Source organism: Streptosporangium sp. LJ11 (genome assembly GCF_051918945.1).
Classification (GTDB): Bacteria; Actinomycetota; Actinomycetes; order Streptosporangiales; family Streptosporangiaceae; genus Streptosporangium.
Genome location: NZ_JBPXMB010000027.1, coordinates 97647 through 117120 on the forward strand (window position 1 = coordinate 97647; position 19474 = coordinate 117120).

The window sequence follows — 19474 nt, forward strand, 5'->3', positions numbered from 1 at the left end:
CGAACAAGCCGGTTGTTCAGCGCGGTTCTAGAGCACGGCCAGGCGGGTGAACGCCTCCGACCCGTGCCCGGCGTCGATCGCCCGTTGCACGGCGGCTCGCGCGGAGCTGAGCACACCGTTGTCAAGGTCGTTGGCCCGGATGGCATGCAGGACGTGGTCCATGCTCGCCGCCGCGGAGACCAACGTGGACTCGTCACCCGGATGGTGGCCGGCGGTGAGGTGCTCGGCGACCACGTCGATCAGAACGGGGAGGAGGCCGGTCGACACCTTCACGTAGTCGGCGATGTCGGCAGGGGCGATGTTCTCCGCGGCGGCGAGCTGGAACGCGTGCACGACCCCGCTCAACGACGTCCAGAACGCGTCCAGCATGGACGCGTCGAATCCTGCCGCCCGGCCTGGATCCTCGCCGATGTGGGTCGCGTTCTCGCCCAGTGCGGCGAGCGCGGGCCGATGCGCCCGGTAGACGTCGCTCGGCCCGCTGAACAGCAGGGTCGCCTCCGGGCCGCCGATCGCCCCGGCCGAGCCCATGATCAGGCCGTCGAGGTAGTCGATGCCGTGCCCGGCGGCCCACGCGGCCATCTCGCGGGCATGCCGTGGTGAGCCGCCGGTGAGGTTGACCAGGGTGCGGCCCTTCAGGGCGTCGACGTCGAGGATCGACCGCGCGGCCTGGTAGTCCAGGACGCACACGACGACGAGCGGGCTGGCGACGATCGCCTGGGCGGCGGTCTCGGCGACGGTGGCGTCGAGGTCGTCTCCCTTGCCGGGCGTGCGGTTCCACACGGTGGTGGGGTGGTCGGCGGCGGCGAAGGCGGCGGCCAGCGCACGCCCCATGGGGCCGAGGCCCAGGACGGTCACGGGTGTCATGCCGGTTAAGCTAAACCTTCACGCTGATGTCAGAGTCAACTCTGGAGCCGGGATGCGGATCGGGGAACTCTCGCGGCGGACAGGTGCGAGCGAGCGAGCGCTGCGGTACTACGAGGAACAAGGCCTGCTGCGCCCGCAACGGCGGCAGAGTGGCTACCGCGTCTACAGCGACGCCGATGTGGCGGCGGTACGGCGGATCAGGGTTCTGCTCGCGGCCGGGCTCAGCACGGCGCAGATCCTCGAAGTGTTGCCGTGCATCGTCGACGACGACGGCCTGCTGGTGCCCGGTTGCCCCGAACTGGTCGACGAGCTGGTGAAGCAGCGGGACCGGATCGGCGCGGCCATCGACGAACTGGCGGCGACCCGCGCCAACCTGGACGCCATCATCGCCGGCCCACGGCGAGCAGGCTGAGGTCGCCGAGCATCCCGACGACGCTCCGCGCGGCGCACGGCACGACCGGGCACCGGGCACGAGGTCGTGCACGAGCCCGGCCTGACCGATCCCTTCGGCAAGGGCACCCCGCGGCCCGCCGCCACCGAGGAGGGGAGCCACCGGCCGGCGCGGCCGGACAGCCGCTCAGGACCGGGCGGCCCGGCGGGAGGTGATCACGTCGGTGACGGCCACGACCAGCGCGACCAGCACGAAGGCGATGGTGACCAGCAGCGAGTGCCGGAACGCCGTCGCGTAGTCGCCGTGCGAGGAGGCGACCTCGGCGAAGAACACCGAGCCGATCGCCGCGATGCCCACGGCGGTGCCGATGCGCTGCCCCGTCTGGAGCACGCCCCCCGCGGAGCCCGCCCCGGCGACCGGCACCTCGGACAGGGTCAGCGTCTGGTTCGGGGAGATCACCAGGCCGCTGCCCAGGCCGGCGAGGAGCAGCGGCACCGCCACGGCCCAGGCCACGTGCGTGCCGGGGACCAGCTGCACGGCGAGCGCCGTGACGGCGAGGGAGACCGCGACCAGCACCAGCCCGGCCACCACCAGGGGGCGGCCCAGCCGGGTGACGATCCGGCCGCCGAACAGGGACGTCACGGCCGAACCCGCCGCGAACGGCGTGGTCGCCAGCCCAGCCTCCAGGGCCGAGTAGCCCAGGCCGTTCTGCAGGTACAGGGTGAGGACGAAGAAGATCGCGGTGAAGCCCGCGAAGTAGAGCGCCCCGACCAGGGCGCCGAGCGCGTACGAGCGCCTGCGGAACAGGGACAGGTCGACCACCGGCTGGTTGCGCCGCCCGTACCGGCGCTCCCAGACCGCGAAGACGGCGAGCACGGCGAGCCCGCCGAGCAGGGACGGCCACCTCGCCGAGGCCTCCCACTCGTGCCCCTCGACGAGCGGCAGGAGCACCAGCACGACGCCGGCGGCGAGCAGCAGCACGCCCACCGGGTCCATGGACTCCCGTGGCCGCGACTCCTTCGCGGCGGGCCGGATGTAGCGGTACGCCAGGACCACGGCCAGGACGCCGATCGGCACGTTGACGTAGAAGACGAGGCGCCACCCGTCGGTGCCGCCGCCGAGGTTGATGAGCAGCCCGCCGAGCAGCGGGCCGATCGCGGTCGAGATGCCGATCACGGTGCCCAGCATCCCGAACGCCCTGCCGCGCTCGGCCCCCCGGAAGAGCTGCTGGATCAGCCCGCTGACCTGCGGGTTGATCACTCCGCCCGCCAGTCCCTGCACGAGTCTCGCGACGACCAGCAGGGTGGGGTCCCCGGCGACTCCGGCCGCCGCGCTGGCCAGGGTGAACAGCACGACCCCGAAGACGAACGCGTTGCGCCGGCCGTACATGTCGCCGAACCGCCCGGCGGGGACCAGTATCAGCCCGAAGGTGAGCGCGTACCCCGACACCACCCACTGCAGGGCGCTCTGCGGGGCGTCCAGCCCGGCGCGGATGGCGGGCAGCGCGACGTTGACGATGCTGACGTCCAGCAGGGTCATGAAACCGGCGACGAGGCAGACGCTCAGCGCCTTCCAGCGGCGCGGGTCCGCCCCCGCCCGATCCTGGGGAGGCGTCACCCCGCCCGGTCCGGTGCTCATCCGGCCGCGTGGGGGAGCGGCGCCCCGGCCCGTGATCGGCTGAGCATCGTCATGACCGCCTCGTTCCCCGTCTCCGGTCGAGCTCTCCACCTTTCAGCAGCGCATACTTACCCTTTCCGGACTTCCCAATCACCGTTCGCGATCCGGAGTGCGATCCGGCCCTCGCGGGCGCGCCCACGAGGGCCGGGGGTCACCGCCGGCGCGGCGGAGTGCCCCGCCTCACGGGCAGGACACCTCGCCGCTGGTGGCCGGGACGTTCACCGCGCTCCAGGCGGCCTTGACCGCGTTGACCTCGACGCAGCCGCTCGGGTAGAGCGACTTGGCGGCGGCCACGGTGGCCCTCCGCGCCTTCGCGTGCGTCCACGGGGCGGTCTTGGTGTTCAGGCCGGCCATGTAGATGCGGCCGGCCTTCTGGATGCCGATGCCCGCCAGGCTCGTCGGGCCCGAGCAGACGGAGCTGGACGGCTTGCCCACCGGGTTGGTGCCCTCGGAGAGCAGGTAGAACCAGTGGTTCTGCGGTCCGGCCGCCGCGTGCACCGGGGTGGAGGGGATGGAGGAGCTGTAGCAGTTCGGGTGACCCTTGGCCGAGGGGTTGTACATGTTGCGGATCTCGCCCGCGCCGGTCAGGTTGACCTCCTCGCCCACCAGGTAGTCCGGCGGGTCGAGGGTGGCGGGCTGGTTGGCGTAGTGCTCGGTCAGCGCGCCGAAGATGTCACCGGTCGACTCGTTCAGGCCGCCGGACTCGTTGCCGCTGCCCCCGCCGCCGCTGCCGGAGGTCTGGAAGATGGCGTGACCGTACTCGTGGCCGACCACGTCCATCGGGGTGGCCTGCCTGGTGTTCGCGCTGTTGCGCCCGAAGCTGGTGTAGCTGCCGTTCCAGTAGGCGTTGACGGCGCTCAGGCCGACCCGGGCGGGGTAGGCGCCGCCGGAGCCGTTGAACCCGTTGCGGCCCAGCCAGTTGCGGAGCATGTCCCATTCCTTCTGCGCCGCGTACAACGCGTCGACGCAGGCGGTCTCCAGGCTGGTGCCCGAGCCGTTGCCCCAGGAGTCGTCGGTCCCGGTGTAGGTGGCACCGTTCTGCCCGCCGCAGCGCAGGCCGGGGCGGGTGGTGTCGGTCATCGAGTACGAGCTGCCCGAGCCCGAGGTCTGGATGGTCACCGGGTTGCCGTTGTAGTAGCTGTTGCCGGTTCCGGCGTGCACGTCGTCGTAGGAGTCGACGATCGATCCGTCGAGGGCGTCCACGAAGACGTGCAGGACGCTCGGGGCCTCGGCGGTGGCGCCGCTGACGATCACCTCCCAGGCCAGTCTGGGCGTCGTGGTGGTCGCGTGCACGACCAGCCTGGGCGCGGCCACGGTCTCCACGACGGGCAGTTGCGCGCGGGCGGTGGAGGCCGCGGCCCCGGCGTCCACCTTGCTCGTGACGTCGATCGTGATCCTGGCCTGCTGGCCCGAGCTCACGGACCCGACGAGCTCTCCGGCCCTGTCGGTGGCGACCACCACGTCGCCGCCGTGAACCGGCAGCCCGCGGTAGGTGCGCGCGTAGGTCAGGTACTGCAGGCCGTGGGCGCCGGCGATGTTCCTGGCCAGGGTGAACTTCTCGTTCTGTCCCTTGAGGACGGCCTCCGACCTGGCGGCGAGGGTCGCGTTGGCGGTGGTGACCGCGCGGCTGCGCGCCTCCGCGTCCGGCGGTGCGAACACCGGCGGCTCGGCGGACGCGGTACGGGCTGCGGCGCTGTCCGCCGGGGTGGCGGCGTTCACCGCCGTGGGGGTGGTCATGGCGGCGACGGCCAGTACGGCCACGGCGCCAAGCTTGACCTTCGGATTCACGCGGGGTGACTCCTCTCGGTGTCCCCTGGGGGGTAGGAGGGATGCAAGGAGCCCTGAGAGTCCGGGCTCCATAAAGTTGGCATCGAGAAGGGCCGCTGAATACCTAGCAAAGTTCCATAACGCGGTGATATGGGCTGAGATGCGCCCCGCAGTGGCACGCTCACCTGCGCGGGAGCGTCACACTCCGCCGCGAGGTGGGGAACGGCGGCCCGTGCTGGGAACGCGTCAGGGCCGTGTGGCGGACGTCGCAGTGGACCGGTATCGCGAGGGCGTGACCCCGTACCGGTCGGCGAACGCCTGGCGCAGGGTCTCGGCCGTCCCGAACCCGCAGCGGGCCGCCACGCCGGTCATCGGCAAGGAGGTCGAGGTCAGGAGGTGCGCGGCGGCCTCGGTACGGGCCTGCCGCACGAACCGCCCCGGCGCCAGCCCGAGGTGTTCCAGGAACAGCCGGGTCAGATGCCGCTCGCTCACGCCCGCGCCGCGTGCCAGCGCGCCCGTGCTCAGGTCGGCGTCCAGGTGTCCCGTGACGTACTCAACGACCTGCCTGACCAGGCTGTTCTCCGGCGAGGGTGCGGCGGTGAACATGCTCATCTGCGCCTGGTTGCCGGGTCGCTGAAGGTAGGTCACCAGGGCGCGCGCCACCCGCCGCGCCAGCTCGGCGCCGTTGTCCTCCTCGACGAAGGCGAGAGTGAGGTCCAGGGCGCTGGTGACCCCGGCCGCCGTGTAGGTGTTCCCGTCACGGACGAAGATCGGAGCGGGATCGACGGAGACCTCCGGGTGACGGGCGGCGAGGATCCTCGCCGACTGCCAGTGGGTGGTGGCGCGCCGCCCGTCGAGCAGGCCCGCCGCGGCCAGCACGGCGGCGCCCGTGCACACCGACGCGACGCGGCGGCTCTCGCGCGCCAGGCGGCGGACGTGACCGAGGATCGACCGGTTGCCGGCCGCCGCCTCGTGCCCGAGGCCTCCCGACACGACGAGCGTGTCGAGCGGCCCGATGACCCGTTCGAGCGCCTCCTGGGCCTGGAGCGTCAGGCCGGTGCTGCAGACGATGGGATTTCCCCCGGGGGTGGCCAGGCGCACGCGGTAGGCGGGAGCGGCACCCTGCAGGTTCGCGTTCTCCAGGGTCGTGGTCACGCAGGCGATGTCGAGCAGCTCCGCCGCGTCGTACCCGATGACGGCGACGCGGCGTTCGGACATGGGGGGACCCTATGCCAGAACGGACAGGAGTCCCAGATTTCCGGACCTGTGCGACCGCGTTCCTTGGAGCGTGACCGGTACGGCGACACAGTCGGACCATGACACAGACAGCACCGACCAACCGCCGGTGGGGCCGCTTCGCCTGGCACTACGTCGAGATGGTCATCGCGATGTTCGCCGGGATGTTCGTTCTCGGCATGCTCCTGTCCGCAGCCGGGCTCGGCTTCTCCCACGACCGGCAGCCCGAGCTCGCCTACCTGCTGATGGCGTTCGACATGTCCGTCGGCATGGCCGTCTGGATGCGCTATCGGGGCCACGGCTGGGCTCCCACCCTGGAGATGTGCGCCGCCATGTTCGTCCCCGTCGTGCCGCTCTTCCCGCTGCTCTGGCTGGGCCTCATCGACGGCGGGGCGCTCATGATGATCGCCCACGTGGCGATGTTCCCGCTGATGCTGGCCGTCATGTTCCGGCGCCTCGACGAGTACGCGGGCTGCGCGGCCTGAGGCCGGCGGCCGCCCGGGTCGTGTTTCCCGCGGGGGCTGGAACAGGCTCCGGGCGCCCTCTCGAATCATGGGCGGCTCCATGTGTGCCCGGCCGGATGTGTGTCCGGCCGGGCAGAGCCTTCCCGTACGGAATCCCGGGTAGGGGGCGAGCCCGGCGCGGGCGTCTCCGAGCGGTCCTTTCGATGGAAAGGCACGTGGAAGGCTTGCATACTTGCGGGCATGGGAACACACGTCACCGACGCGGTCGTGGGAGAGCTGACGCTCACGCTGGATCGAGACGCCGGCGTCATGCGCGTCGAGGGTGACGCGATTCCCACGGTCGTCGTGCGCCGATCCGCCGAAGCCGTCGCGCAGCGGCACGTTCCCATCGGCACCCGCGGCCCCGGCCGGCTGACCATGACCCTCGACGGCGCCCCCGTCCCGCTACGCCCCGGGCCGGGGCGCGTCACGCGCCACTCCTACCGGGCCGAGGTGGAACACGCGGGAACCACCTACACCCTGGTTCCCACCTCCGAGGTGTCCAGTGGCCTTTTCCGTGGTGAGCACGGCCTTGGGGAGTTCACCACGCTCGCCGACGGCGAGGTCAGGGCCGAGTGGGTCGCCTCGCCGAGCCCGGAGGAGGCCGCCATCGGCTACGCGCTCGCCGCCTGCTTCGGCAGCGGGGCGGAGCATGCCCTGCTGGCGATCCTCAGCCTCTTCTCCTTCTGAAACCGGCGCCCGTCAGGCCGCGAGTTCCGGCAAGCGCGCCAAGACGACGGAGGGACCTGTCCGGTGGACGCTCAGCCGGTGGCGTGTTCCCAGTAGGGGTCGCGGTAGAGCATGACCGAGGTGCCGCGGAGCAGTTCGTCGGGTGCGGAGATCAGCACGAGCTCGCCCTGGGCCTCCAGGCCCCGCAGGATGTCGCGGACCCGCGGGCCGACCGGCAGGCGGCCCACCGGCAGGTGGAGGGTCTCGCGGACCAGGTCGGCCACCTCGGAGAGCCGGAACGGCTCGGTGAAACCGGCGATCAGCCCGCGGACGAACTCAACGGTGATCACGGACTCGGCCTCGACGTGGGCGAGCTGCCAGGTCAGCTGAGCCCTGCGCCGGCCGGTTCCGGCGCAGGCGGTGCACGGCTGGGAGAAGCCGGGCACGATGTCCTCGACGGTGGTGCCCAGGCAGGTGGTGCACTGGTTGGTCTCCGACGCGTGCGACTCCGCCGCCGCCCGGTCGGCCAGCTGCCTGCCGCACATGCACAGATAGACCCGGAACCCGCCGCGCACCACGGCGAGGTCGTCGGCGTCGTCGGGTATCTCTTCCCACAGTGCGGTGATCGTGTGCTTTCTCATCGTCGTGCGACTCTACCCATTCCGGATTCCTGCCGGCTCGTCACCGCAGCATGACCGGGACCAGCCGCATCGGAGCGCTCCACAGCCACTCCTCGGTGATGTAGGTGGAGGTCAGCAGCGTCATCAGGCCCAGGGTGCGTTCGGTCGCGGTGGAGGGGTGGGCGCCGCAGTCGCCGAAGCGGCACATCCACAGCTCGACCATGCTGTCGTCGGAGAGCTGCTCGTGGACCGAGGGCCGCCCCGCGGGAATCCCGTCCCGCCAGATGTCGACCGACGGGCTGGTGGACGGGAACGCCCCGGCCAGCACCCCGCCGCCCGAGGTGACCGCCCTGCCGACCCTGTCGCGCACCGGCAGGATGCCGCCGGACTGGAAGAGCACCACCCCGCCCCCCGGCGGGCTGGCCACACGCAGCACCTCCACCGGGGAGGACTGCTCCGCACCCCACAGCTCACCGGTCTCCATCGGCGGGCACGCCTCCGGCGCGGCGCCCAGGCGGCGGATGACCTCGTCCTCGCCCACCTCGCCGACGAAGGCCACGCACAGCTCCTCGCTGTAGTCCTCGTACGAGAACATCATCGCGTCGACGGTGTCCTGGAGTTCGCGGAACCTGGGGCTCACGCTGGGAGCTCCCGGCAGGTGCGCGAACAGGCCGGCCATCTCGGTGAAGAGGGCCTGGACGCCGGGGGAGCGGCCCGCGATGCACGGCCGCCAGGGATCGGCGCCCGCGGCGAGCAGGATCCGTACGGCGTCGTCCCAGCCGTGGCGAACGGCCTCCCACAGCGGGGTGGCGCCGTCGGCGTCGACGGGATCGACCTCCGCGCCCGAGGCGAGCAACAGCTCGATCACCTGCGTGGCGCCCTCCTGGGCGGCCTGGTGCAGGGGGGTCGTGTGCAGCCACGGCAGCCGCCCGCCGGGGTCGAACCCGTTCGCCAGCCGCTGGCGGATCTGCGCCAGGTTGGTGTCGCGCCACGCGTCGACGTCCTCGGCCCACTCGTCTTCGCCCACTTCTATCCCATCTTGTCGTGCTGAGCGGATCCAACCAGGTCCGTACGACAGTTTTCGGTCAGAAACCGTCGCGAGAGGCGGTCGGCGGTGCGGGTGGTCTCGGGAAGGCGGTAGCGGGGCGTCAGGTTCAGCACGTTGTGGCAGGCGGTGTCGAGGTCGACGCGGTGACCGGTGGAGACGAAGACGGGTTTGACCCCGTCCCTGGTGCGCAGCACGCGGCCGACGACGTCGCCGTCCAGCGTCAGGTCGGTCCAGGCGCCCCGCTCGGGCGCGGGCTCGGGGTAGGTGCCGACGAAGGCGGTCTTGCCGACCCCGATCGTGGGCAGGCCGGTGAGCACGCCGAGGTGGCAGGCCAGGCCGAAGCGGCGGGGGTGCGCCAGGCCGTATCCGTCGCAGACGACCAGGTCGGGGGGCGCGGACAGGCACTCGAGGGCGTCCAGCAGCGCGGGGACCTCGCGGAAGGCGAGCAGCCCGGGGACGTAGTCGAAGGTCACCCTCCCGGCCACGGCGACCTCTTCGACGATCTCCAGCGTCGTCCCGTCCAGGACGGTCACCGCCGCGGCCAGCCGGTCCCTGTCGTAGGCGACGTCCACCCCGGCGATCCTGGAGGGGTGGCGGGGTCCGGGACCGGTCAGGTCGAGCAGTGCCCTGAGCCCGTCCTGGATGGCCTCGGCCTCCGTGACAGTGTGCGGCATTTGTACCTTCATTACTCCATGATCGCTACTTTTATAGTATGACGTCATATTTCGGTACTGTTCATCGGGTTCTTCGGTGGCCGGTGAAGTCGCTGCGGGGCGAGGAGCTCCGGGATGCGCGCTTCGACGATCGGGGACTGGCCGGCGACCGGGCCTACGCGCTCCTCGGCGAAGGGGAGAACCGCGCGGGCAAGGTGCTGACCGTACGGCGGCGGGCGGAGATGCTGCACTGGCGCGCCGCCTACGGTTCTCCCGGGAGCGACTCCTCCGGGAGCGGTTCCCGGTGGAACGGTGACGCGCCGACACTGACCGGACCGGACGGCGTCACGTGGGACTGGGACGCCCCCGGCCTGACGGACGCGCTGGCGCGGTCGCTGGGCACGCCGCTGAGCCTGCGCGCCGCCGATGGGCAGCAGGACCGGGGTCCGACCGTGCTGGTCACCTTCGAGGCGTCCCTGGCGGCCCTGGGCGAGGAGCTCGGCAGGCCGGTGGACCTGCTCAGGTTCCGGCCCAACCTGCACCTCGAGACCGACGCGCCCGCGTTCGACGAGGAGAACTGGGCACCCGGCACCACGGTCACCGCGGGGGAGACGGAACTCACCGTCACCGGCGACCACGCGGGACCCTGCGTCAGGTGCGTCGTGCCCAGCTGGGACCCCGAGGGGCGCGAGCGCTGGCCCGAGCTGCAGAAGTGGCTGATCGGCGAGCACGGGAACAAGTTCGGCGTGATCATGCGGGTCACCCGCGCCGGCACCGCCCGCCTCGGAGACCGCGCCACCGCCACCCCCGCCGGATTGCCCACCGGTCCGGCCGGAAACTAGGGTGCGTGGGGAGAGGCGCGGGAAGCCGGGGAAAGGGTGAGACATGTCGGTGCTCGTGGCGTTCAGCGTGACCCCTGTCGGAGCGGGGGAGGACGTCGGCGAGCTCGTCTCCGAGGCCGTGCGCGTCGTCCGCGCCTCCGGCCTGCCCAACCGGACCGACGCCATGTTCACCACGGTCGAGGGCGAGACCTGGGACGAGGTCATGGCCGTCGTCAAGGACGCCGTCGCGGCGGTCGAGGCGCGCGCCGGGCGGGTCAGCCTCGTCCTGAAGGCGGACATCCGCGAGGGGGCGGGCGGCCGTCTGGAGACCAAGGTCGCCACCGTCGAGCGGCATCTCGCCCCGTGACGCCCCTCGCGTCCCCGCCTGTCGTCTCCGGGCGACCTGTCTCGCCCAGAGCGTAACGGGAACATCCGGTGGAGCCGGGATCGTTCTGCAGGAACGGACGATTCTCAGGAGCGTGAGCCGCATGGCGGGCAGCAGGTCGATCGGGCGTCTCCTCGCGGGCGGGCTGGCGCTGGCCGCCGCCGGGTGGGCGTTGAAGGACATCCCCGCGGAACTCGGGGGCGAGGCCAAGGGGGAGCGGCTGGAGCGGATGCGCCGCTCGCCGCGCTTCCACGACGGCGTCTTCCGCAACTCCATGCCCGGCGGCTTCGTGCCCTCCCCGCAGAGCGCGCGGGAGATCGCCTGGAACATGTTCCGCAACCGCGAGGAACGCCGCCCGGCCGCCGCGATCCCCGTGGTGACCTCACCGTCCGGCGGGCCGTCCCCGGCGGGGCTGAGCGTCATCTGGTACGGCCACGCCACCGCGTTGCTGGAGATCGAGGGCCGCCGCGTGCTCGTCGACCCGATATGGAGCAGGCGCGCCTCGCCCTCCCAGCTGGTCGGCCCGCGGCGCCTGCACCCGGTGCCGGGGCCGCTGGCGGGCCTTCCGCCGCTGGACGCGATCGTGATCTCGCACGACCACTACGACCACCTCGACCGCGCGACGGTCCGCGGGCTCACCGCGCTGCAGACCGCCCCGTTCCTGGTGCCGCTGGGCATCGGCGCCCACCTGGAGCGGTGGGGCGTGCCCGCCTCCCGGATCATCGAGCTCGACTGGGACGAGGAGGCGACCGTCGCGGGCCTGCGGTTCGTCGCGACCGCCGCCCGCCACTTCTCGGGTCGCACCTTCAACCGGAACGTCACCCTGTGGGGCTCCTGGGTGATCGCGGCCGGAGAGAAGAAGGTCTTCTACGCGGGCGACTCCGGATACTTCGACGGTTACGCGGGGATCGGCGCCGCGCACGGCCCGTTCGACCTCACGCTCATGCCGATCGGCGCCTACAACGCCGCCTGGCCCGACATCCACATGGACCCCGAGGAGGCGGTCAACGCCCACTTCGACCTGGGCGGCAGGCTGCTTCTCCCGGTCCACTGGGCGACCTTCGCCCTCGCCACCCACCCGTGGGCCGAGCCGATCGACCGCCTGTGGCGCGAGGCCAAGGCTCGCGACGTCCGCATCGTCGTTCCCCGCCCGGGCGAGCGCGTCGACACCGTCGACGTGCCCATGCTGGAGAGCTGGTGGGAGACGCTGCCCGGCGGCGAGACGTCCCGCGGGCCCCGGCACGTGCCGGGGCCGGTGCCCGCCTACCCGCCCCTGGGCTCCGACCCCAGGCTCTGATTCCCGAAACCTGCCACACCCGCCCCTCGGGTCCTGCCTCGCGGGTGCGTGACGGCCACGACGCCTCGCGGGTGCGTGACGGCCACGACGTGGGATCTCAGGTCCCTGCGGATCTCGTCGACAGGCGGGTCCGGACGACGAGGTCGTGAACCGCGTCCGCCGACGGCGCGACGTCGGGAAGGCCGGAGGAGTCCCGGGCCTCCTCCAGCCTCCCGGTCAGCCGGGTGACGTCGCCGGCCAGCCGCTCCGGCCCCGGTGCGCCGGCCGGCAGCGGACCGTGCTCGGCGGAGCGCTTGGCGGCCACCAGGTCGCCGAGATACGGCGGGCCGCCGGAGAGCCGGGTGAGGTCGGCCTCCAGCTCCCCGGCGCGCATCAGGTGGATTCCGGTGAGCAGCACGCGGAAGGTGTAGAGCAGGGGCTTGAGCTCGCCGGAGCGCTCGAACAGCCGCCACTGGGTACGGGCGAAACCCAGGTAGTGGTGGGCGTGGTGGCGGGTGACGCAGCCGGGGGCGACGGCGACCAGCTCCTGGTGGACCGGCGAGGTGGCCACCACCAGCGGAGAGAGCAGCTGCTCCAGCACGTAGCCGTTGCGGCGCAGCAGCAGGCGGCAGAACTTGGCCAGGTCGTGGGTGACCAGGTCCACCTCGACGCCGTCGCGGACCCAGGACCGGGTGAGGGTCTCCTCGCCCGTCCGCAGACCGACGACCTCCTCCAGCGGCAGCAGGTGCGCGCCGCGCAGGTCGACGTCGGAGTCGGCCGAGGGGAAGCCGTACAGGTGCGCCCCGCTGACCGTGGCGAAGGCGGCGGGGTGCGCCTGCCCGGCGGGGATCTCGGCCAGCCAGGAGGGCAGGGTGACGGTCACAGCGCCGCCTCCCTGGTGCGCGCCAGGTATTCCTCCACACGCCGCCGGTCGGGCTCGGCGGGCAGCACGTTCGCACCGCCGAACCTCGCCACCAGCTCCGAGCGCCAGCGGTCGACCTCGTCCCAGGGGAGCTCTCCCCGCCGTACGGCGAGCAGCCGGTCGCGGTGGGCGTCCATCCGGACCAGGGGCTCGCCGTGGCGGGCCAGGTGCAGGCCGCTGAGCAGCAGGCGGATCATGTGCATGGCCTGCTTCCATTTGGGACGCGCGGGGTCCAGGCGGCGGAACTGGGCGTTGGCGTATCCGGCGAAGGTCTGGTTGGCGCGTTCGGACACGAAGGCGTCCCGGAGGGCGAGCAGTTCCTCACCCGCCGCGGTGGCCTGCTCGACGATCGGCGACCACAGGCACTCCAGGACCGTCGGGTTGGCCTCCAGTGCGAGACCGCAGAACCGCTCGACCTCCCACGAGAACTGCTCGGGCAGTGGCCCGTCGACGTGGGTGGGCGGCTTGGCCAGCCGCCAGAACAGCCGGGTCGGCGCCACGAAGACCCCGCGCCGGTCGACGTCCGACTCCTCTGTCTCCAGCCCGTATGCCCGCGAGCCGACCACCACCGACAGTATCGAGTGATCCGGGACGTACCGTACCTCCATCCGCACAGCCTGCCAGGCCCGCGCCCGGCGCCGGTACGGGTTTTCGCGCCCGGCCCTCGCCGTCCCGCCGTCAGGCGGCGAGGGTCGCGTGCATCTCCCAGACCAGGATCTCGGCGGGGTCGGTCGCGGTGACGCGCTGGCCGCCGGTGGCGGTGAAGCGGACGGCGTCGCCCTCGGCGAGGTGCCCGGCCCCCTCCAGGTCGACGGTGCCGCGGGGGACGAACAGGTGCAGGAACGGCGCCTCGGGAAGGTGCACGCTCTGGCCCGGCTGGAGCCTGGCCACGTGCAGCGCGGCGTACCTGTTGTTGATGCGGATGGCGCTGCGGTCCTTGTCCCTGGCCATGCCCGAGGCGACCGGGACCAGGGCGCCGCCGAGCAGTTCGGCGTCGATCTCCAGCTGCTCGTAGCCGGGGGTGAGCCCGCCTTCGTCGGGCACCACCCACATCTGGACGAAGTGGACCGGATCGGTATGCTGCTCACCCTGCAGCCGCCACGAGTCGTTCTTCTCCGAATGGAGGATGCCCGTCCCCGCGCTCATCCGCTGGGCCAGTCCCGGATAGATCACCCCGGAGTGGCCCTCGGAGTCCTGGTGGACGAGGGAGCCGCGCAGCACCCAGGTGACGATCTCCATGTCCCGGTGAGGGTGGGTGTCGAAGCCGGTGCCGGGCTTGACGATGTCGTCGTTGTTGACGAGCAGCACGCCGTGGTGGGTGTTGCCCGGATCCTGGTGGCGGCCGAAGGAGAAGGAGTGCTTCGAATCCAGCCATTGGATCTTGGTCGCGGGCCGTTCGCCGGACCTGCGGATGTCGACGGTCATGCCTGGTGTTCCTCTCACCTCGGTTGTTGAATCTTAAACTAGAAAGCCGTGTGAAATGTTCCGCACATCCTCGGGTTGGGGAGATCTTGCTTACTGATCCGAATATGATGTGTGACGATTTATCACCACGCGGGCCGCAGGTGACCTCGTCTTGACGAGGAGCGGCCTATGCGATCTACCTGGGGGAACAGTGCTGGGCTTGCTTTCGCGTGCTCCGAGGTCGCCGCAACGATGAGCGCCCCCGCCGACGCCGCGAAAATCGCTCCCTACGACTACGAGAGGTTCAGCAGGCTCGCCGGGCCCGTGACCGAACCGGAATCCGGGGTGCCCTACCGCGTGAGCTACCGCTCCCTGCTGGCCACCGAGCCACACCGGGTGCGGGCGGTGCTGCTGATGGTCGCGGCGCTTCTCGTGGAGTTCACCCTCATGGTCTGGCTGCTGCTGCCCGAGCACTGGACCGTCCGGCCCGACCCCTATGGCACGATCCCGTGGTACCTGCCGGTGGCCGACCGGATCATGCTCGTCGCGATCGCCCTCATCGAGGTCTTCCGGCTGGTCAGCGTGGTGTCCAACGTGCACGCCATGCTGGCGGCCAGGGACCCGGTCCCGGTCGCGCCCGAGCCCGGCACCCGGGTGGCCTTCATCACCACCTGCGTACCCGGCAAGGAGCCGCTGGAGATGGTCAGGGAGACCCTGGCCGCCGCACTGAAGATCCGCCACGACGGCGTGCTCGACGTCTGGCTGCTGGACGAGGGCGACGACCCCGACATCCACGAGCTCTGCGACTGGCTGGGCGCCCACCACTTCACCCGCAAGGGCGTGCCCGAGTGGAACCAGCCCAAGGGCAGTTTCCGGGCCAAGACCAAGCACGGCAACTACAACAGCTGGCTGGACGCGCACGGCGACGACTACGACTTCTTCGTCTCGGTCGACACCGACCACGTGCCGCTCCCGGAGTTCTGCGAGCGCATGCTCGGCTACTTCCGCGACCCGCGGGTGGCCTTCGTCGTCGGCCCCCAGGTCTACGGCAACTACGACGCCGGGGTCACCAAGGCCGCCGAGAGCCAGCAGTTCCTGTTCCACTCGCTCATCCAGCGCGCGGGCAACCTGTACGGCGCGCCGATGTTCGTCGGCACCAACAACGCCGTGCGCATCCGCGCGCTCAAGCAGATCGGCGGCCTGTACGACTCGATCACCGAGGACATGGCCACCGGCATCGAGTTCCACCGCTCCCGCGACCCGGAGACCGGGCAGCGCTGGATGTCGGTCTACACCCCCGACGTGCTGGCCGTGGGGGAGGGGCCGTCGTCGTGGACCGACTTCTTCACCCAGCAGCTGCGCTGGAGCCGGGGCACCTACGAGACGCTGCTCACCCAGTTCTGGAGGGCCGCGCCGAAGCTCTCGCCGGGACGGTTCTTCAACTACACCCTGATGGTGACCTTCTACCCGATGTCCGCGCTCAACTGGCTGCTGGCCGGGCTCAGCGCCACCCTGTTCATGGCCGTCGGGGGCTCGGGCGTGACCGTGCCGATGGACGTGTGGCTCATGCTGTACGGCGACGCGGCGCTGCTGCAGGTCATGCTCTACACCTGGAACCGGCGGCACAACGTCAGCCCGCACGAGCCGGAGGGCTCCTCGGGGGTGGCCGGGATGGTCATGTCGGCGCTGTCGGCGCCCATCTACGTCACCTCGCTCATCGGCGCCGCGCTGCGCAGGCCCAGCAAGTTCGTGGTCACCCCCAAGGGCGACTCGGCCAGCCCCGACCAGGTCGCCACGTTCCGCATCCACCTGTGGTGGGCGGCGATCTTCGGCGGAGGCCTGCTGCTGACCATCTTCTGGACCGGCCACATCCACCTGGTGATGACCCTCTGGGGGATCCTCGCCCTGGTCATCTGCCTGGGACCGCTCACGACCTGGGCCTGGAACCTCCGGGCGCTCAAGGCGGCCCCGCGAGCGGTCGGTGACGAATCGTGAGCCGCCTGCGCAAGCATCTGGTCGGGGTGGCGGTGGTGACCGCCATCCTCGCGATCAACCTGCCCGCCGTCGCGGGATTCGCCACCGAGAAGTGGCGCGACTACAGCATCAACCGTGACGACTACAAGGCCACCCACGGCCACTGGACCTTCCTCGACGTCCCGGAGAAGTTCAAGGTCAACGCCATCCACGCCGCGCTGCTGCACACCGGCAAGGTGCTCATCGTCGCCGGCTCCGGCAACAACGCCGCCAACTTCGACAAGGGCACCTTCAAGACCGTGCTGTGGGACCCGGCGAAGCCGGGCAGGCCGGACGAGTTCAAGCTGGTCGACACGCCCGTCGACTTCTTCTGCGCCGGACACTCGGTGCTGCCCGACGGCAAGCTCCTCATCGCGGGCGGCACGGGCCGCTTCGAGGTGCTGAAGGCCAAGGTCAAGCGGGCCGCGGGCGCCCTCACCATCAAGAACGAGGATCCCGACGCCAAGCCCAGGGAGTTCCACCCCGGCACCCTGCTGACCGCCCCCGGCGGGCAGGTCTACCGCACCCTCGCCCACGTCAGCGTGCCGCCCGCGAAGAAGGTCGAGACCGGCGTGCCGGGGAAGGTGCGGATCCGGCCCAGCCAGACCAAGGTCTTCGCCGAGGCCGTCACCGAGGGCGCGGCGGGCCTGCTCACCGCGCCGGCCGGCTCCGTCAAGTACGAGATCCAGGGACTCAAGGGCCGGGAGAAGCGCGACCTGTACGCCATGGGCGGCAGCATGACGCTGGACAAGCAGGACTTCCAGGGCATCAGGGACGCCTACGAGTTCGACCCCGTCACCGAGCGCTACATCAAGGTCCAGGACATGGCCGAGGGGCGCTGGTACCCGACCATGACGAACCTGCCCGACGGCAGGGTGATGACCGTCTCGGGGCTCGACGTCGTGGGGCAGATCACCAGGGACAACGAGATCTACAACCCTAAGACGAAGACCTGGCGGCCGGGACCCAAGCGGTTCTTCCCCACCTACCCCGCGCTGTTCCTGCTGGAGGACGGCACCCTCTTCTTCTCCGGCATGAGCGCCGGGTACGGCCCCGGCCAGCTCGCGCTGCGTCCCCCGGGCATCTGGGACTACCGCCGCGACACCGACCGGCTGGTGAAGACCCCGGGCGGCGTCGGCGGTGTGGCGCCCGACGAGATGGAGGCGTTCACCCCCGTACCCGGGCTGCCCGAGCCGGAGCTGAACGAGACCGGCGCCTCCGTGCTGCTGCCGCCCGCGCAGGACCAGCGGGTCATGGTGATGGGCGGGGGACCGGTCGGGGAACGCCAGCCGGGCCTGCCCAACGCCACCGCCAGGACCGCCATCGTGGATCTCACCGAGGCCAGCCCGCGCTACGTCAGGGGTCCCGACCTGTCCGACCCGGTGCGCTACCCGAACGCCGTGCTGCTGCCCGACGACACCGTCTTCTCCTTCAACGGCTCCAGCGACTACCGGGGGCGCGGCGCCAGCGACGTCCTGCGCGCGGAGGTCTACCGCCCGGAGAGCAACAGCTTCCACGAGGCCGCGGCGCCCGCCGTCGGCCGCAACTACCACGCCGAGGGTCTCCTGCTGCCCGACGGCCGGGTGCTCGGCATGGGCTCCGACCCGCTCTTCGGCGACAAGGCGGGCTCGCTCCCGGGCACCTTCGACCAGCGCATCGAGATCTACACGCCGACCTACCTGCACAACGGCGAGAAGGCGCCGGTCTTCACCGGCGGGCGCGAGAGCGTGTTCCTGGGCCGCAGGGCAGGGTTCCAGACCCCCGACGCCGCACGCATCCACCAGGTACGGCTGATGCGCCCGAGCGCCGTCACCCACGTCACCGACGTGGAGCAGCGCTCGATCAGGCTGGACTTCACCCGGGTGAAGACCGGGATCATCGCCGAGATCCCCTCCAATCCGGCCCTGGTGCCCCCGGGGTGGTACATGCTGTTCGGGGTCACCGCACGGGGAACACCGTCCCCGGCCCGCTGGGTCCACGTCCGGGGAGAGGCCGACACGCCCCCCTCGGCCTCCCGCGGCGTACGCCGCCCTCCCACCCCCACCCCCAGCCCTCCCATTTCTGCTCCCCAGGGCCAGGCCCGGGGTCCCCACGCCGGAGGTACTCGATGAACAGGTACGGCCTCGCAGCCGCGCTGGCTCTCACTCTCGCGACGGCGGCCTGCACCGGCGACCCCGCGCCGCCCGCCGGCTCGGGGAGCGCCGCCCCAGGGAGCACCGCCTCCAAGGACGCGAGCTCCAAGGACGCGAGCGGTTTCTACGTCGACCCCGACGGCGCCGCCGCCCAGGAGGTCCGCAAGCTCGAGGGGGAGGGCAGGACCGAGGAGGCCGGGCTGATCCGCAGGATCGCCGACCGGCCCAACGCGATCTGGATCGGTGACCAGGACCCGAGGGACAGGGTCGCCGGCATCACCACCAAGGCCCGGCAGACAGGCCGCATCCCGGTCCTGGTGGCGTACCACATCCCCAACCGCGACTGCGGGCAGTTCTCCGCGGGCGGCGCCGCGGGCGCGCAGGAGTACCGCTCCTGGATCGGCCGGTTCGCCGAGGGCATCGGCGACCGGCCCGCCCTGGTCGTCGTCGAGCCCGACGCGCTCGCCCACATCCTGGACAACTGCACCCAGGGCGGCCAGGCCGGCGAGCGCCTCGACCTGCTCCGCGGCGCGGTGGAGACGCTGAAGAAGCAGCCCGCCACCAAGGTCTACGTCGACGCGGGGAACGCCGGCTGGATCAAGGATCCGGGCGAGTGGGCCGAGCCCATGCGCAGGGCCGGGGTGCCCCAGGCCGACGGCTTCGCCTTCAACGTCAGCAACTTCTTCACCGTCGAGGAGAGCGTCGCCGTCGCCGAACGGCTCTCGGACGCGATCGGCGGGGCCCACTACGTCATCGACACCTCCCGCAACGGCAACGGCCCCGTCCGCGACGCGCAGGGCGACGACGCGTGGTGCAACCCCAAGGGCCGCGCGCTCGGCACGGAGCCGACCACCGAGACCGGCCACGAGCGGGTCGACGCCTTCCTGTGGATCAAGCGCCCCGGCGAGTCGGACGGCGAATGCCACCGGGGAGAGCCCCGCGCCGGCGACTGGTTCCCCGAATACGCGCTGGAACTCGCGCGTAACGCGAGATAGCCGCTTATTCGTTATATCTTCGATCTTGCAGGTCAAGATTGCTTCGCAGGAGATTGACCGGAGTTGTCAGTTTTTTTCAGCGACCCTCTGGGAGCTTT

At 71.4% G+C, this 19474-nt stretch carries 19 protein-coding genes; 9 read left to right on the forward strand and 10 right to left on the reverse strand.

The window, feature by feature from the left end; genetic code table 11:
- Positions 1-27 precede the first annotated feature (27 nt).
- Entirely contained in the window at positions 28-864 is an 837-nt protein-coding gene (locus ACTOQ3_RS33830) for an NAD(P)-dependent oxidoreductase (protein ID WP_440087531.1), read from the reverse strand.
- A 52-nt stretch (positions 865-916) separates the two neighbouring features.
- On the opposite strand from ACTOQ3_RS33830, the gene ACTOQ3_RS33835 reads away from it, so the two are divergent.
- Positions 917-1276 carry a MerR family transcriptional regulator gene (locus ACTOQ3_RS33835; RefSeq protein ID WP_440087532.1) on the forward strand — a complete coding sequence of 120 codons (360 nt, stop codon included), beginning with the start codon at positions 917-919 and terminating at the stop codon, positions 1274-1276.
- Positions 1277-1441: 165 nt separating this feature from the next.
- Here ACTOQ3_RS33835 and ACTOQ3_RS33840 read toward each other — a convergent pair whose 3' ends face one another.
- From ACTOQ3_RS33840 to ACTOQ3_RS33850, 3 genes are all read right to left on the reverse strand, one after another.
- Entirely contained in the window at positions 1442-2893 is a 1452-nt protein-coding gene (locus tag ACTOQ3_RS33840) for an MFS transporter (RefSeq protein ID WP_440087533.1), read from the reverse strand.
- Positions 2894-3112: 219 nt separating this feature from the next.
- The gene (locus ACTOQ3_RS33845) at positions 3113-4720 is read right to left on the reverse strand and encodes a M4 family metallopeptidase (protein ID WP_440087535.1); all 1608 of its coding nucleotides are present in this window, start codon (positions 4718-4720) and stop codon (positions 3113-3115) included.
- Between the two features lie 225 nt (positions 4721-4945).
- Positions 4946-5917, reverse strand: coding sequence for a GlxA family transcriptional regulator (locus ACTOQ3_RS33850; protein ID WP_440087536.1), 972 nt, complete (start codon positions 5915-5917; stop codon positions 4946-4948).
- A 98-nt stretch (positions 5918-6015) separates the two neighbouring features.
- Here ACTOQ3_RS33850 and ACTOQ3_RS33855 point away from each other — a divergent pair, with 98 nt between their 5' ends.
- Positions 6016-6420 (forward strand): hypothetical protein, encoded by a 405-nt coding sequence (locus ACTOQ3_RS33855; protein ID WP_440087538.1) that lies wholly within the window; start codon positions 6016-6018, stop codon positions 6418-6420.
- Between the two features lie 219 nt (positions 6421-6639).
- Positions 6640-7128, forward strand: coding sequence for a hypothetical protein (locus tag ACTOQ3_RS33860; RefSeq protein ID WP_440087539.1), 489 nt, complete (start codon positions 6640-6642; stop codon positions 7126-7128).
- A 71-nt stretch (positions 7129-7199) separates the two neighbouring features.
- On the opposite strand, the gene ACTOQ3_RS33865 is transcribed toward ACTOQ3_RS33860, so the two are convergent.
- Genes ACTOQ3_RS33865 through ACTOQ3_RS33875 form a run of 3 tightly spaced genes read right to left on the reverse strand, consistent with a single transcriptional unit; the run spans position 7200 to position 9449 of the window.
- Positions 7200-7748 (reverse strand): hypothetical protein, encoded by a 549-nt coding sequence (locus tag ACTOQ3_RS33865; RefSeq protein WP_440087540.1) that lies wholly within the window; start codon positions 7746-7748, stop codon positions 7200-7202.
- Positions 7749-7788: 40 nt separating this feature from the next.
- Positions 7789-8754, reverse strand: coding sequence for an ankyrin repeat domain-containing protein (locus tag ACTOQ3_RS33870; RefSeq protein ID WP_440087541.1), 966 nt, complete (start codon positions 8752-8754; stop codon positions 7789-7791).
- A gap of 2 nt (positions 8755-8756) precedes the next feature.
- Entirely contained in the window at positions 8757-9449 is a 693-nt protein-coding gene (locus tag ACTOQ3_RS33875; protein ID WP_440087543.1) for an endonuclease V, read from the reverse strand.
- A gap of 83 nt (positions 9450-9532) precedes the next feature.
- On the opposite strand from ACTOQ3_RS33875, the gene ACTOQ3_RS33880 reads away from it, so the two are divergent.
- The 3 genes from ACTOQ3_RS33880 to ACTOQ3_RS33890 all read left to right on the forward strand — a co-directional run bounded on the left by ACTOQ3_RS33880 (position 9533) and on the right by ACTOQ3_RS33890 (position 11931).
- The gene (locus ACTOQ3_RS33880) at positions 9533-10270 is read left to right on the forward strand and encodes an MOSC domain-containing protein (RefSeq protein WP_440087545.1); all 738 of its coding nucleotides are present in this window, start codon (positions 9533-9535) and stop codon (positions 10268-10270) included.
- 43 nt (positions 10271-10313) lie between these two features.
- Positions 10314-10616 carry a thiamine-binding protein gene (locus tag ACTOQ3_RS33885; RefSeq protein WP_440087546.1) on the forward strand — a complete coding sequence of 101 codons (303 nt, stop codon included), beginning with the start codon at positions 10314-10316 and terminating at the stop codon, positions 10614-10616.
- A gap of 121 nt (positions 10617-10737) precedes the next feature.
- The gene (locus tag ACTOQ3_RS33890; protein WP_440087593.1) at positions 10738-11931 is read left to right on the forward strand and encodes an MBL fold metallo-hydrolase; all 1194 of its coding nucleotides are present in this window, start codon (positions 10738-10740) and stop codon (positions 11929-11931) included.
- A 97-nt stretch (positions 11932-12028) separates the two neighbouring features.
- Here the strand turns inward: ACTOQ3_RS33890 and ACTOQ3_RS33895 are convergent, their stop codons facing one another.
- From ACTOQ3_RS33895 to ACTOQ3_RS33905, 3 genes are all read right to left on the reverse strand, one after another.
- Positions 12029-12793: a nucleotidyltransferase domain-containing protein gene (locus tag ACTOQ3_RS33895; RefSeq protein ID WP_440087548.1), complete on the reverse strand. Its 765-nt coding sequence runs from the start codon at positions 12791-12793 to the stop codon at positions 12029-12031.
- Positions 12790-13440 (reverse strand): nucleotidyltransferase domain-containing protein, encoded by a 651-nt coding sequence (locus tag ACTOQ3_RS33900; RefSeq protein WP_440087549.1) that lies wholly within the window; start codon positions 13438-13440, stop codon positions 12790-12792. The genes ACTOQ3_RS33895 and ACTOQ3_RS33900 overlap by 4 nt, the downstream gene beginning before the upstream one ends.
- Before the next feature lie 70 nt (positions 13441-13510).
- Positions 13511-14257, reverse strand: a complete 747-nt coding sequence (locus ACTOQ3_RS33905; RefSeq protein ID WP_440087551.1) for a pirin family protein — start codon at positions 14255-14257, stop codon at positions 13511-13513.
- A 231-nt stretch (positions 14258-14488) separates the two neighbouring features.
- On the opposite strand from ACTOQ3_RS33905, the gene ACTOQ3_RS33910 reads away from it, so the two are divergent.
- Genes ACTOQ3_RS33910 through ACTOQ3_RS33920 form a run of 3 tightly spaced genes read left to right on the forward strand, consistent with a single transcriptional unit; the run spans position 14489 to position 19376 of the window.
- Positions 14489-16231 (forward strand): glycosyltransferase family 2 protein, encoded by a 1743-nt coding sequence (locus tag ACTOQ3_RS33910; protein WP_440087552.1) that lies wholly within the window; start codon positions 14489-14491, stop codon positions 16229-16231.
- Entirely contained in the window at positions 16228-18360 is a 2133-nt protein-coding gene (locus ACTOQ3_RS33915; protein ID WP_440087554.1) for a galactose oxidase-like domain-containing protein, read from the forward strand. The genes ACTOQ3_RS33910 and ACTOQ3_RS33915 overlap by 4 nt, the downstream gene beginning before the upstream one ends.
- Positions 18357-19376: a glycoside hydrolase family 6 protein gene (locus tag ACTOQ3_RS33920; protein WP_440087556.1), complete on the forward strand. Its 1020-nt coding sequence runs from the start codon at positions 18357-18359 to the stop codon at positions 19374-19376. The genes ACTOQ3_RS33915 and ACTOQ3_RS33920 overlap by 4 nt, the downstream gene beginning before the upstream one ends.
- Positions 19377-19474 lie beyond the last annotated feature (98 nt).

What these genes read in the sequence shown, in the direction of transcription:
- ACTOQ3_RS33860 (WP_440087539.1), top strand. Translation starts at nt 6,640, where the DNA reads ATGGGAACACACGTCACCGACGCGGTCGTGGGAGAGCTGACGCTCACG.
- ACTOQ3_RS33835 (WP_440087532.1), top strand. Translation starts at nt 917, where the DNA reads ATGCGGATCGGGGAACTCTCGCGGCGGACAGGTGCGAGCGAGCGAGCG.
- ACTOQ3_RS33875 (WP_440087543.1), bottom strand. Translation starts at nt 9,449, where the DNA reads ATGCCGCACACTGTCACGGAGGCCGAGGCCATCCAGGACGGGCTCAGG.
- ACTOQ3_RS33865 (WP_440087540.1), bottom strand. Translation starts at nt 7,748, where the DNA reads ATGAGAAAGCACACGATCACCGCACTGTGGGAAGAGATACCCGACGAC.
- ACTOQ3_RS33905 (WP_440087551.1), bottom strand. Translation starts at nt 14,257, where the DNA reads ATGACCGTCGACATCCGCAGGTCCGGCGAACGGCCCGCGACCAAGATC.
- ACTOQ3_RS33830 (WP_440087531.1), bottom strand. Translation starts at nt 864, where the DNA reads ATGACACCCGTGACCGTCCTGGGCCTCGGCCCCATGGGGCGTGCGCTG.
- ACTOQ3_RS33900 (WP_440087549.1), bottom strand. Translation starts at nt 13,440, where the DNA reads ATGGAGGTACGGTACGTCCCGGATCACTCGATACTGTCGGTGGTGGTC.
- ACTOQ3_RS33855 (WP_440087538.1), top strand. Translation starts at nt 6,016, where the DNA reads ATGACACAGACAGCACCGACCAACCGCCGGTGGGGCCGCTTCGCCTGG.
- ACTOQ3_RS33850 (WP_440087536.1), bottom strand. Translation starts at nt 5,917, where the DNA reads ATGTCCGAACGCCGCGTCGCCGTCATCGGGTACGACGCGGCGGAGCTG.
- ACTOQ3_RS33920 (WP_440087556.1), top strand. Translation starts at nt 18,357, where the DNA reads ATGAACAGGTACGGCCTCGCAGCCGCGCTGGCTCTCACTCTCGCGACG.
- ACTOQ3_RS33910 (WP_440087552.1), top strand. Translation starts at nt 14,489, where the DNA reads ATGAGCGCCCCCGCCGACGCCGCGAAAATCGCTCCCTACGACTACGAG.
- ACTOQ3_RS33885 (WP_440087546.1), top strand. Translation starts at nt 10,314, where the DNA reads ATGTCGGTGCTCGTGGCGTTCAGCGTGACCCCTGTCGGAGCGGGGGAG.
- ACTOQ3_RS33840 (WP_440087533.1), bottom strand. Translation starts at nt 2,893, where the DNA reads ATGAGCACCGGACCGGGCGGGGTGACGCCTCCCCAGGATCGGGCGGGG.
- ACTOQ3_RS33890 (WP_440087593.1), top strand. Translation starts at nt 10,738, where the DNA reads ATGGCGGGCAGCAGGTCGATCGGGCGTCTCCTCGCGGGCGGGCTGGCG.